The following is a 13,065-nucleotide window of genomic DNA, read 5'->3' as shown; positions in this document are numbered from 1 at the left end:
CTACAGAAGTGGTTAAAATCATTGCCAGATTTCAACCACTTCTGTAGAGTTTTTCGTTAAGAGACTACCCACGCAAAGCAGCCAATCCCATTCGACCAATTACATAAATCGCCCAGAAAGCGATAACAATCATCGCCGTCTTTCCGGGTTTGATTTTCTTTGAACCGGCGATTGCTGCAAGCCCGATTGACAGCACGGCAATTGTCCAGAAAGAGATGATATCCATCGAACCGGCGAGGGCTTTGATTGCAGGCGAGGTTCCGGCATCGAGAAACACCGCCAGGTTTGTCGGCACCCCTGCGGTCGGGTCTTGAACATCCATCGCCCGCAATGCCTCTTCATCCTTCATAAACAACACGCCCCAGTAAATTGCATTGCCGACGATGCCAAGTCCTGCAAATGTCCACAGCACCACCGAGTAGATTTTTTTGAAGGTGGCTTTGGCTTGAATCATCATCATGCCTAATGCAAAGAGTCCGGCAATGATGAGATAGATAATCGGCACAAAAGCCGCGCCAATAAAGGGCATAAATTTGTTAATCGTTCTAGCAAGGGTCATCTGTTGCGCCATCTGCTCTTCGGTCAAGGTCACGTTTTGCCGCTCAAGTTGTTTTTTAATTTGCGCCCGCATGATGTCATCCATAAAGGGGCCAAGCTTCCAGTTCGTGAGGCCAATCGTAACGATGACCAGCGCCATCACGATAATCATCGGCGCAATAATTGTCGGCTTGCGGTTGACGTCTGTGAAGGTTTCCGTAGGTGAAAGCAGCACCCCGATGAGACGCTGAAACCAGTTCATCTGTGCAGGCTCTTCGGGCTGTACTTCTGGTTGCGGCGCAACTGGCGCACTGTAAGTTGGTACAGCTTCAATTTGATTTTCCGGTTGTTCCATAATCTCCTCCTAAATACCATCAGTAGCCCGACCATAAGGGAGGGCCAGGTGAAGTAACAAGTAAAGTAATGTGGCTTACGTTTTTTCAAACGCCCGCGCTGATGCCAGGGCTACTGACTTTGCGCGCAAAAGTGCGGGCAATCTATAACAGAAACGACCATTTTGCAAAATCCGCAATTCGCAATCAATGTGGCGCAACCACCTGACAGGCGACGAAATGATCTGGACTGACTTCGATTAACTGTTGTTCAACCTCTTCACAACGCGGTTCGACAAGCGCACAACGGGTGCGAAACCGGCAACCCGATGGCGGATTAATCGGCGTAGGGATTTCACCGGTAAGCGGCAAGCGTTGGCGTTTCACATCGGGGTCGGGTTGCGGAATCGCCGAAAGCAACGCCCGCGTGTACGGATGCAGCGGGTTTTTAAAAATCTCTTCGCTTGATGCGACTTCAACCAGTTTGCCGAGATACATAATGCCGACGCGCGTCGAAATATGTTCAACCACCGAAAGCCCATGCGAGATGAACAAATAGGTCAAATGCAGTTGCTCCTGCAAATCCTGTAACAGGTTGACGACCTGTGCCTGCACGGAAACATCAAGCGCCGAAACCGGCTCGTCACAGACAATAAATTTCGGCTTTAACGCCAGTGCCCGCGCAATGCCGATGCGTTGACGTTGCCCGCCGGAAAACTCATGCGGGTAACGTTCGGCGTGCGACGGGTCAAGCCCGACGAGTTTCAACAACTCTTCGACGCGGTCGCGTTGTTCCGCTTTGCTGCCGACTTTATGAATCACTAACGGTTCAGCGATGATGTTGCCGACACGCATTCGCGGATTGAGTGACGAATAGGGGTCTTGAAAAATGATTTGCATATCGCGCCGCAGTTGACGCAAAGGTTCTTTGCCGACTGACAAAAAATCTTTGCCCTCATACTCGACCTCGCCGCTCGTCGGTTCAATGAGTCTCAGAATACAACGCCCGGTAGTCGATTTGCCGCAACCCGATTCGCCCACCAGTCCAAAAGTTTCGCCTTTGCGAATCGTGAAGCTCACATCATCAACGGCTTTGACGACCTCTGCGCCTTTGCCGAAAAGCCCGGCGCCAACCGGGAAATATTTGGTTAAATTTTTTACTTCGATGAGTGTATCGTTTGTCATTATTTATTGGGCGTTTCGCAAGCTTTCAGGGGTTCGATAATTTTCTTCAAGGTTGCGCGTCGTCGCTTCGGTGATGCTTGAAGATTCACTTATCTGCGCGGTGTCATTCATCTGTAACCCAGGTTTTTCCTCAATCATTTTATTTTTCAGGCGCGCTTCCAGTTGGCGTTCTCGCTTCTTTAGTCTTTCAAGATGAATTTTAATTCGTCTCTCTTTGAATTTACGAAAAAAACCACTACTGATGAGATTGTAGAGTCCGATACTTCCCAAAAGCAGAGCGATGGACAGCCCGATAAACCATCCGGCAAACACATCTTCATCGGTAATTTTCGGGAGCGTCAATGCGCCAAACATCAAATAATAGAAAAGCAGAATCATCACCGTGCCAATCAACATACCGATTCCCCTGACCTCTTTCTTCTCGCGTTGAAATCGCACATCGCTGGTCTCAATTAAATCGCTGACACCATCAAGCGACAGCCCGCACTTGGAACAAAAGCGCATCGCTTCGGAAGCCTGTTCGTGACCGCATTTTGGACAATACATAAGATCCTTTATCCTGCACGTTGTTTGATGATTTGGGTTTTGGCATCTTCGTTGCCTATCACTTCATAACGAAGACAGCGCGACCGGCGTTCCCGATTAATCTCTATCAATGGAATTTCGCCTTTCGTGCACTCGGCAATTTTATAAGCGCAACGCGGCGCAAACGCACACCCATCGGGCAAAGCCAATAAATTCGGCACTGTGCCTTCAATGGTATCCAGGCGTCGCTGCCTCAGCCCTGCGTCTGAAAGTTTGGGCACAGAGCGCAACAAGCCTTCGGTATAAGGATGACGCGGCGCATGAAAAATATCGCGGACACCGGCTTCTTCAACGATGCGCCCGGCATACATCACCGCGACTCTATCGGCGGTCTCTGCGACCACGCCCAAATCATGGGTGATGAGCAGCATCGACAAATCAAAATCATTTTTCAGCCCGCGCAACAAATCCAAAATTTCCGCTTGAATCGTGACATCAAGCGCCGTGGTCGGTTCATCGGCAATCAACAGTTCGGGATTGCACGACAAAGCCATGGCAATCATCACGCGCTGACGCATACCGCCAGACAGTTGATGCGGGTAATCACTGGCGCGGCGCGCCGCATCGGGAATTCTGACGCGCTCCATCATCTCGATAGCTTTTGCCCACGCGGCTCGTTTATCGAGTTTTTCATGCAGACGAATGGCTTCGGCAATCTGGTCGCCGACGGTGTAAACGGGATTAAGCGAAGTCATCGGGTCTTGAAAAATCATGGCGATTTCCGCACCGCGAATCCTGCGCATGTCATCAAGGCCTGTCCGCACCAGGTCTTTTCCATTAAATAAAATTTCACCGACAACGATCTCGCCGGGCGGTTGCACGAGTCGCATCACCGAAAGGCTGGTAACTGATTTGCCGCTGCCGGATTCACCAACCAACGCCAAGGTCGTCCCGCGTTCGATAGCAAAATTCACATCATTCACCGCTTTTACGACACCTGCGCGGGTAAAAAAATGGGTACTGAGATTTTTTACTTCGAGAATGTTATCCATTGCTCAAACACCAAATAAGTTCAGCGCGCTATATTGCGGCTTTTGAGATTGAACAGGTTTTGCCAAAGTGGAAGAATAATTCAGAACCAGTGCTTCAATCATCGGGTTGCGATTCCTCTCGCTTGCGCCGACGTAGTAAAAATGCTCTCTGGTAATAAAAGAGAAATCTTTCCAGGCAGTATGTATTGCAGGGTTTTCTCTATATTGATTGCTGTGCCAGGTTGAAAGCAGAAATTTAGCGCGAGTAGATTTCAACAATTTACTTAAATCCATTTCATCTTGTTCAGACCAATTATTGTAATAGTCTGTGTGGCGTCCGGCATAAGGTGGGTCACAGTAAATCAAATCGCTTTCGCTCGCTTCTTTTATACAATCCTTGAAATCACACAAGCGGAATTCCCAATCATAGTATTGAAGCGCGCTTTGAACATACTTAATCTGATTAACGATCTTGGTGATGTACGATTTGGCAAAGCGATTCGGCTTATGACCAAACGGCACATTGAATTTTCCCTGACGATTGAAACGAATTACCCCGTTAAAGCAGGCACGGTTCAGAAAAAGAAAATCCAAGGGATGCTGCGTTTTGTTAAAGCGGTCTCGAATCGAGTAGTAATGCGCCTCACCGATTTGCGATAACTTTGCGCCTTCATCTTCGAGAAACTCTCCTGCAAGGGTCGGGGTAAGGCGATTCGTTTTAATCGCATTATAAAAACCAATCAGATGAACATTTCGGTCACAAAACAGAGCGCGTTGCGGTCTCAAATTAAATCCGACCACTCCAGACCCCATAAACGGCTCTATCCATCGTTCATAATCAACACCCTGAGTAGCCGCAATAATCCAGCTTACGAGTTTGGTTTTTATGCCCTGACATTTGATTGGCGGCACATATATTTTAGGCATTTCGGTTTTTGCTCACCTTCGTTTTCCTGGTTCTGGTCACAATCAGTTTCACCTCACCGCCACGAAATTGTGCGAATTCCGCGAGGGTTTTGATTTTCTTTTCTTTGCCAGTTTCATCAATAGTAGTGATTTTCCCATAATTCATCCAGTAATCATCAAACCATTGCTCGCCCAGTTGGCTGAACATTCCATTGCCTGTCAGGAGGTCTTCAATACTGGAAATGCTTCCGATATTTGCGGTGTTGCCGCTGCCTCTCTGGTCGCTGGCAATCTTCCACTTTTCGTTGGCAAAAAATTGTATATCTTTGATGACCGAGGTTATCGAGCGCAGTTGATTAAGTCCGGCGACTTGGGTTTCACTGAGTTGTTCCGGCGCAGTTCTTGTATAAATTGCGCCGAGTACGAAATGACCGGAATACTCTTTGTAGGGAAATTGAATATTTTTCCGACTCGAACGATTGATGAAATACTCCCCATGTGAACCGAGTGTAAATCCGTTGCAATGATTTGGGTAATCACTCAAGCGATAAGTTGTTTTGAAATCCAAAGCATACTTGATTGATTCATCAGCCGCATAAACAAACGATATATCAGGGTAATAATTCTGATGGTCTGGTAAAACTATTTTAAAACCCTGACCTTGAGCAAACTCCAACAATTTTGGAAGCAGGTGAATTTCGAGAATCTTAGAAACGATCTTTGTATCTGCTGAAATCGTATAGATGTTTTTGAAAACATCTATAAATCCCTTGACCGTCCATTGATTATCCTTAGTTGAAACGTACTCATCCAACCCTTTAACAAATGCTCTTAACTCCTGTAGGAAAATCTCTTTTTTCATGAGGGTTTCAAGAGTATGAAAATTCCACACCCTTTCACTGTATCTTGTTTCTCTCCTCTGCCTTCAATTGCCGCGCAAATAAGCGCGCATTCGACGACAAAGCTCATATCACTGACTGCTTTCACTTCGCCTGCACGCGTGAAAAAAAATGGGTACTGAGATTTTTTACTTCGAGAATGTTATCCATAAAAAACAGTCTGGAGTCTGGAGTCTGGAGTCCGGTGTCGGATGCATACAAATCATTTTGCAGACTACTTTGCTTTTGCCCCTTCTCCCTTTCTCCCTTTCTCCCCTTCTGCCTTCAACTGTCGCGCAACTCGCTCAACATCGGCGAGCAAGCGAACCGTGTTTTCGCCTAAAATTTTTCTAATGTCCGATTCGCTGTAACCTTTTTTAAGCAAGGCTTCGGTAATCTTTGGCAGTTGCGCGCAATCTTCCATGCCGACGGGCATCGAACCGCCATCGAAATCCGAACCGAGACCGACATGACTTGCGCCAACCAGTTTCACCGCGTGGTCGATATGTTCGACGATGACTTCCCAACTGACTTTCGGCGGCGTGCCCAAACGTTTGGTCGCTTCTTCGCGGCGTTTCAACATCGATTCTCGGTCACTGCCGGGAATGTCTTTTTCCAACTCGCGCATCATCGCCGCGCGTTTTTTGTTGTATTCGGCAAGCTCGCTACCGATGAACCCATCGAGATAATTGATTTGAATGACGCCGCCTTTTGCCGCCAGCGCTTTGATCATCTCGTCGGTCATATTGCGCGGATGGTCAGACAAAGCGCGGCACGACGAATGCGAAGCAATCATCGGCGCGCGACTCACCGCTAACGCATCATAAAAGGTCTTATCGGAAACGTGTGAAATATCGACCATCACGCCCAATTGATTTAATTCGCGCACCACATCTTTGCCAAAATCCGTCAGTCCGTTATGTTTCGGCGTGTCGCCCGACGAATCTGCCCAATCGGTATTGACCGAATGCGTGAGCGTTAAATAACGCACACCGAGCGCCGCATACATTCTGAGAATTGCCAGGCTGTTATTAATCATATGCCCGCCTTCCATTCCCATCAGCGCAGCGATTTTGCCTTCACGATGAGCGCGGCGCACATCTGTTGCAGTGGCGCAGAGCATTACTTTATCGGGCATATCAGCAGCCAGTTTATGAACCGCCGCGATGCGTTCAATCGCATCATTCACCGCTTTGGGTCCGGTGACGGTGCCGGACATATAGATTGAAAAAAACAAACCATTCAACCCGCCGCGTTGCATGCGTGGTAAATCGACCGCGCCGTCTTTGTGCTCTTCGGCAAAGTTCCAATCTTTGCGTTGCAGTTTCGGCGTCACGTCAATATGGGTATCTAAAACGATAGAAGAGAAATGAAGCTTTTTAGCTTTTTCGGAAAGCGCTCCATTTTGTTGCGCAGTCAGTGGCGCGGTGTTTAACGATAACCAAACGATAACAATTAAAACGGCAGACAGACGTTTCATAACAGCCTCCGGGCAAATTTTTTTCAACCTTCCACTGAATGATTTTGGATTTTCTCAGGCAGCAGTCTTTCTAAAGGTCAGCAAAGCCTTTGTCAAGCACAGCGAAGTTGGAATGAGAATCGGGGTGGGAATAGATGATGTTTTTGTAACGGCGTTTATTTTGCTGTGCCCGGATGCCGAATCGATTTTTCGATTCTATAATGGCAATATGGTCGTCGAGCAAATTGAAACGCATTATTCGTTCGGTTCGGGAGCGTTGGTTCCCAAACGCAACGTGAGCGTTTATCTGCCGCCGGATTACCATCTTAAAGCTGAAGCCCGATTTCCGGTTTTGTATTTGCAGGACGGGCAAAATCTTTTTAACCCGCAAACCGCTTATTCAGGCGTCGCGTGGCAGGTTGATGAAACCGCGCAGCAATTGATTCTGGAAAAGAAAATCCCGTCGTTGATTATCGTCGGCATCGATAACACAGGCGAACAGCGCATTGATGAATACACGCCGGTTCATTCGCGCGGGCGCGGTGGCAATGCCGACTTTTACGGAAAAATGTTTATCGAAGAATTGAAACCCTTCATCGACCATACCTATCGCACCTTGCCTGAGCGCGAATACACGGGGCTGGGCGGTTCGTCGCTCGGTGGTTTGTTGTCACTTTATCTCGGCATCAAAAGACACGATGTGTTCAGCCGGTTGGCGGTGATGTCGCCTTCGGTGTGGTGGGCGAATGGATTTCTGTTGCAGGAAATCGCCGCGCTTCCGAATCGCTTGCCGCTGAGAATCTGGCTCGACATCGGCAGGCGCGAAGGTCGCCACCATAAAACTCAGGCGCGCTTGTTACACGACCTCTTGCTCAGAAAAGGCTGGCGTAAACATCGCAACGCGCGACTGGCGGATTTTCGTTATCTGGAAGTGCCCAAAGCCCAGCACGATGAATCTGCCTGGGGCGCAAGATTTCACAAAGTCTTGAGATTTCTTTATCCGCTGATTCGATAATTCATAAGCGAGTATGTTGAGCAATTTCCACAAACCGGGAAAGGTTGGCAAAGGTTAGAGCAATTTGCAAATGAGTTTACTCAGCCGCTTCCTCAACTTGAGTAAATAGCAAACTGCTATAGTGATTGAAAATTGCTTTAAACCGCAAAGGACATAGAGGCTTTGCAGAGGGCGCAGATTGATTTAAATCTTCTCTGCGAAGCCTCTATGTCCTTTGCGGTTTCTGTTCTTGAGTCAAATTTATTTGGCAGAAAATTTCATCACGGTTGTCGTGCGGTAAAGCCCCCCCGGTCGTAAAACGGTCGAAGGGAATTTCGCTTGATTGGGTGAATCGGGAAAATGCTGGGTCTCTAAACAAAATCCGTAACGATGCTGATAGACTTTGCCGCCTTTGCCCGTAAGCGTCCCATCAAGATAATTGCCCGTATAAAATTGAATGCCCGGCTCGGTTGTCCAAATTTCCAACACGCGACCGCTGGTTGGTTCCTGCACGATTGCCGCCTGACGAAGCACGCCCATTTTGCCATTTAACACAAAGTTGTGGTCATAGCCTTTGCCGAATTTAATTTGTTCGTCGTTTTGATTGATGCGCGCGCCGATAGCTTGCGGTTTCGTAAAATCAAAAGGCGTTCCTTTCACGCTTTGCAAAACGCCCGTCGGAATTGCGGTTTCATCGGTCGGCGTAAAGCGGTTGGCGTTAATCTGCAACTGGTGATTTAGAATGTCGCCGTTTCCCTGCCCCGCCAAATTGAAGTAGGCATGGTTGGTGAGGTTCACTACTGTCGCTTTGTCAGTGGTCGCCGTGTAATCAACCTTTAATTCATTCGCATTCGTCAACGTGTAAACTACTTTAACCGACAGATTGCCCGGATACCCCTGGTCGCCGTCTTTGCTGACATAGCTGAGTTCAAGGGCGCTGCCGTTTTTGGCTTTGACTTCTCTGGCGTTCCACACTCGTTTATCAAATCCTTCAACGCCGCCGTGCAGATGGTGTGCGCCGTTGTTGAGAGTCAGTTGGTAGGCTTTGCCGTCGAGTTTGAAATGGCCTTTGGCAATGCGGTTGGCGTAACGCCCGGCGATGCAACCGAAATAAGGGTGCCCTTTCAAATAGCCATCCAGCGAATCAAAGCCGAGCACAATATCATCCATTTTGCCGTTGCGGTCAGGCGCTTTCAGGGCAACGACGATGCCGCCGTAATTGGTGATTTTTACCTCCATGCCACTAGTATTGGTCAAGGTATAAATTTCGACTGGCTCTCCCGAATTGGTTTTTCCGAAGTTTTCTTTCTTCACCGCTGCTTGCCTCCCGCTACTAAAACCATAAAGCAACCAGATGGAAATGCCCAATACCCATGCTGCATTCAATTTTTTCAGATTCATGATTTCGTCTCCTGTTCGGCAACTGCCTTTGCCGGTTCGCTCACCGAAACAATTTGTTGTCGCGATTTTCTTGCCGTAATAAACTGGTCAGCCAGCACCCCAAGTAGTATCACCGCGCCCATCACCGCGAAATTCAATGAACTGGGAATGCCGAGTAAATTCACCAGATTTTGCAAGACCTGCAAGAGCGCCGTGCCAATCAACACGCCAACCACTGAGCCTTCGCCGCCGCGCAGACTGCACCCGCCAAGCACCGCCGCGGCAATCCCATACAGTTCATAAAAATTCCCGTGCGAAGCCGGTGAAACCGAGTTGGTATAAAACGCAAAGATGATTCCCGAAATCGCCGTGAGCATTCCCGCGCTCATATACGCCAGCGTAACAATCGTGCGCGTATTGATGCCCGAATAACGCGCCGCTTCTTCGTTGCGCCCCGTGGCAAATAGATAACGCCCGTAAACCGAGCGATGCAAAAACACCCAGACGATGACGCTGATAATGATTAATAGTACAAAGGGCATCGGCACCCCGAACAGATTGCCGTTGGCGAGATAGCGCAAAGTGTCAAAGCCTTCGGCATTGCCAAAGCCTTTGGTTTCGTCGTTGGTCACAAACCTCGCAAGTCCGCGATAAAACAACAACCCGCACAGAGTCACGATGAACGGTTGAATTTTTACACGCGTCACCAACAGTCCATGCAATAAACCGAGCAGCATGGTAAGCGCAATGCACGCCAAGATCGCAAGCGACGAAGCCCAGTGCCATTCGAGCAGCATCATCGAAAGCAACACGCCAAGCAGCGCCATCATTGAACCGACTGACAGTTCGATGCCGCTGGTGATAATCACCAGCGCAAGACCGAGGCTGAAAATACCGAATGCGCCGATCAAGCGCCCCATATTTTGCAAGTTGGTGGGATTCAAAAATCGCGGATTGATTGCCGAAACCACAATGCAGAGCAGTAGCAATAAAATAAAAATGCCTAATTCTTTTTTCATGATTTTTCGATGAATGCGCAAACGTCTTGATGAACGCCGAGTTGAATTACAAAAGCTGCGCCTGAACCTTTATCTTTTCATTTTCCTGTTCTTAAAAATTTCTCAACCATCCCCCGCTTATTTTGAAATGAAGCGCGGTCTGTGACCGCATCTATCTTTTTTGGCGCATCGCAGTCTGTGACCGCTCTCTCAACTTTCGGATGAAGCGCGGTCAAAGATTGCTTTCTCAACTTCTACTTTCAATTTTTGCCTTTTGCCTTTTGCCTTTTGCCTTTTTACTTACCTTTCCCCGCCGGTTGCCAGATGCATCACCGCCTCTTCACTAAATTCGTGGCGTTCGAGAATGCCTGCAACACTGCCTTCGTGCATCACCGCGATGCGGTCACTGATGCCTAAGACTTCTTCCATTTCACTGCTGATGACGATAATTGCCACGCCTTTGGCGGCGAGGTTGCGAATCAAGGCGTAAATTTCTGCTTTCGCGCCAACATCGATGCCGCGTGTCGGTTCATCGAAAATCAATACCTTGGGTTCAAGCGACAGCCATTTCGCCAACACCACCTTTTGTTGATTGCCGCCACTGAGAGTTGCGACCTGAACTTCACTGGTTGGCGCTTTGATATTCATCGCCTGGGTCATCTCTTGCGCCACCCGCGTCTCTTTTGCGGAATCGATCCACCCGCTACGCGAATATTTTTTAAGCGCCGGAAGCGAAATATTTTCGCGAATGTTGAATTCAACAATCACCCCTGATTGCCGCCGGTCTTCGGGCGCCAGCAACACGCCTTCGCGAATCGCATCCTGTGGCGTATGGATGGCGAGTTTTTTGCCGCCAAGCGAAATCTCACCGCCAAGTTTTTCATCAACTCCGAATATCGCGCGGGCAATTTCCGAACGCCCCGCGCCGACGAGTCCCGCAAGCCCAATCAGCTCGCCGCGCCTCACGGTGAATGAAACCGCCGTGTGCGGATATTTCAAGGTTCTGAGTTCGCTCACCGCAAAACTGTTGCTTTGCGCCGCATCGGCATTTGTCGAATGGGTAAACATATCCCGCAAATCGCGCCCGACCATCATCCGCACCATCACCTCGCGGGAAATCTCCGCGCGTTTGAGCACGCCCACATTGTGACCATCGCGCAGTGCCACCACTCTATCGGCAATCAATTGCGCCTCTTCGAGTCGATGCGTGATGTAGATGATGCTCACGCCCTGTTTTTTCAACTCGCGAATAATGTCGAGCAAGCGGTTGGTTTCACTGAGCGTCAAACTCGATGTCGGCTCATCCATAATTAAAATGCGCGCCCCGGCAGATAAAGCGCGGGCAATTTCAACCAATTGTTTTTGCGCGATGGAAAGCGTGGCGAGCATCGCGCGACTGGAAATATCCAAGCCGACTTTTTTGAGTTGTTGGTCAGCCGCTCCGTAAATGCGTTTGCGGTCGATGAGTTTGAGCCAGCCGCCGGTTGTCGGTTCGCGACGCAAAAAAATGTTTGCGGCAACGTCGAGGTTATCGAGAACGCGCAATTCCTGATGAATGAATTCGATGCCAAGCATTGAAGCCTGGCGCGGCGAACGGATGTTTACCACTTCACCATCCAGACGAATTTCTCCGGCATCGCTCGATTCAACGCCGCCGAGAATTTTCATGAGCGTCGATTTGCCCGCGCCGTTTTCGCCGATGAGCGCGACCACTTCGCCCGCATAAATTTCAAAGGCGACATCAGCAAGCGCAATTACACCGGGAAAACGTTTGCTGATGCCGCGCATTTGCAAAACAGGAATTTGATGGGTTTCTTCGTGCATGAATGGCGTGTGAATTAAGCGCGCCCCCTTAGTTTATTGATTTTGCTGATGAATTCTTCAACCCCTTCTTTTTTAATCGTCAGCGTCGGCACGAAAATCTGTTTTTCGGCAGGAATCACCGATTTATCACCGGCAAGCGCCTTGGACATGATTTCGATGGATTTGTAACCGAATTCAAAGGGTTGTTGAACCACCGTCGCATAAATCGCGCCTTCTTTGATGCCCTGCAAGGTTTCATCCTCTTCATCAAAGCAGATGATTTTCACTTTGCCGATTTTACCCGCATCACGCACCGCGCCTAAAATCGCCGGCCCGTTGTATGACCAGAGACCGACGAGCGCCGCCACATCCGAATATTTCACCAGCGCATCCGCAGCGTTCGATTTAGCGCGCACGCGGTCTGTGTTGTCTGTGCGGACATCAAGAATATTGATTTTGGTTCCGTAGATGGCTTCTTTAATGCCTTTCAAGCGTTGCTGCGCGTTGGCGGCATCGAGGGTGCCGACGAAAACCATAATGTTGCCGCCCTGTGGCAAAGCCTCTTTGATGAGTTCGCCCGCCTGACGACCGGCAGCGACATTATCAGTGCCGACATAACAGGCGCGTTTGCTGTTGACCGCGTCGCTGTCCTGGGTGATGACCAGCGATTGCGCCGCTGCGCGGTTGAGCATCTGTGATTGATTGTCCGGGTCTACAGGGCTGATGGCGATGCCTTCGACACCTTTGGCAAGCAAATCATCAACGATGCGTTGCTGTTCGGCTGCCGTGTTGTCCGGGTTGATTTTGAATTCGACTTCGACATTGGGAAATTCGGCGGCGGCTTTCTCTGTGCCTTTACGGGCTATCGTCCAGAAATCCGAAGCGTTGTTGGTAACAAATGCGACTTTGTATTTTTTCGTCGGGCTTGATGTATTGCCGTTGTTTGCCGAGTTGCAAGCTGCCAAAAAAATCAACGAAGCTATCAACCAACCGATACCGATTCGATAGTTCAAAGAAATGCGTTTTGCCATTTTGTT

At 49.0% G+C, this 13,065-nt stretch carries 12 protein-coding genes; 1 reads left to right on the top strand and 11 read right to left on the bottom strand.

The window, feature by feature from the left end; all coding sequences use genetic code 11:
- Positions 1-64: 64 nt before the first annotated feature.
- The 7 genes from AB1757_12125 to AB1757_12095 all read right to left on the bottom strand — a co-directional run bounded on the left by AB1757_12125 (position 65) and on the right by AB1757_12095 (position 6,874).
- Positions 65-892, bottom strand: coding sequence for a YIP1 family protein (locus AB1757_12125; protein ID MEW6127775.1), 828 nt, complete (start codon positions 890-892; stop codon positions 65-67).
- Positions 893-1,076: 184 nt separating this feature from the next.
- Positions 1,077-2,054 carry a dipeptide ABC transporter ATP-binding protein gene (locus AB1757_12120; GenBank protein ID MEW6127774.1) on the bottom strand — a complete coding sequence of 326 codons (978 nt, stop codon included), beginning with the start codon at positions 2,052-2,054 and terminating at the stop codon, positions 1,077-1,079.
- A 3-nt stretch (positions 2,055-2,057) separates the two neighbouring features.
- A complete protein-coding gene (locus AB1757_12115) occupies positions 2,058-2,600 on the bottom strand; it encodes a hypothetical protein (protein ID MEW6127773.1) in 543 nt (180 codons plus the stop codon).
- An 8-nt stretch (positions 2,601-2,608) separates the two neighbouring features.
- The gene (locus AB1757_12110; GenBank protein MEW6127772.1) at positions 2,609-3,631 is read right to left on the bottom strand and encodes an ABC transporter ATP-binding protein; all 1,023 of its coding nucleotides are present in this window, start codon (positions 3,629-3,631) and stop codon (positions 2,609-2,611) included.
- Positions 3,632-3,634: 3 nt separating this feature from the next.
- Entirely contained in the window at positions 3,635-4,537 is a 903-nt protein-coding gene (locus AB1757_12105; protein MEW6127771.1) for a Dam family site-specific DNA-(adenine-N6)-methyltransferase, read from the bottom strand.
- On the bottom strand, positions 4,530-5,378 hold the full coding sequence (locus AB1757_12100; GenBank protein ID MEW6127770.1) for a type II restriction endonuclease: 849 nt from the start codon (positions 5,376-5,378) through the stop codon (positions 4,530-4,532). The genes AB1757_12105 and AB1757_12100 overlap by 8 nt, the downstream gene beginning before the upstream one ends.
- 251 nt (positions 5,379-5,629) lie before the next feature.
- Complete coding sequence (locus tag AB1757_12095; protein ID MEW6127769.1) at positions 5,630-6,874, bottom strand: dipeptidase; 1,245 nt, start codon at positions 6,872-6,874, stop codon at positions 5,630-5,632.
- Positions 6,875-6,986: 112 nt separating this feature from the next.
- Here AB1757_12095 and AB1757_12090 point away from each other — a divergent pair, with 112 nt between their 5' ends.
- A complete protein-coding gene (locus tag AB1757_12090) occupies positions 6,987-7,868 on the top strand; it encodes an alpha/beta hydrolase-fold protein (protein ID MEW6127768.1) in 882 nt (293 codons plus the stop codon).
- Positions 7,869-8,108: 240 nt separating this feature from the next.
- Here the strand turns inward: AB1757_12090 and AB1757_12085 are convergent, their stop codons facing one another.
- From AB1757_12085 to AB1757_12070, 4 genes are all read right to left on the bottom strand, one after another.
- Complete coding sequence (locus AB1757_12085) at positions 8,109-9,248, bottom strand: aldose epimerase family protein (protein MEW6127767.1); 1,140 nt, start codon at positions 9,246-9,248, stop codon at positions 8,109-8,111.
- On the bottom strand, positions 9,245-10,246 hold the full coding sequence (locus tag AB1757_12080) for an ABC transporter permease (GenBank protein MEW6127766.1): 1,002 nt from the start codon (positions 10,244-10,246) through the stop codon (positions 9,245-9,247). Before AB1757_12080 ends, AB1757_12085 begins: the two co-directional genes overlap by 4 nt.
- A 279-nt stretch (positions 10,247-10,525) precedes the next feature.
- The gene (locus AB1757_12075) at positions 10,526-12,049 is read right to left on the bottom strand and encodes a sugar ABC transporter ATP-binding protein (GenBank protein ID MEW6127765.1); all 1,524 of its coding nucleotides are present in this window, start codon (positions 12,047-12,049) and stop codon (positions 10,526-10,528) included.
- Positions 12,050-12,063: 14 nt separating this feature from the next.
- A complete protein-coding gene (locus tag AB1757_12070) occupies positions 12,064-13,059 on the bottom strand; it encodes a sugar-binding protein (protein MEW6127764.1) in 996 nt (331 codons plus the stop codon).
- Positions 13,060-13,065: the final 6 nt, after the last annotated feature.

This window comes from Acidobacteriota bacterium (assembly GCA_040754075.1).
Taxonomy (GTDB): Bacteria; Acidobacteriota; Blastocatellia; order UBA7656; family UBA7656; genus JBFMDH01.
This window is presented reverse-complemented; position numbering and strand designations above follow the sequence as displayed.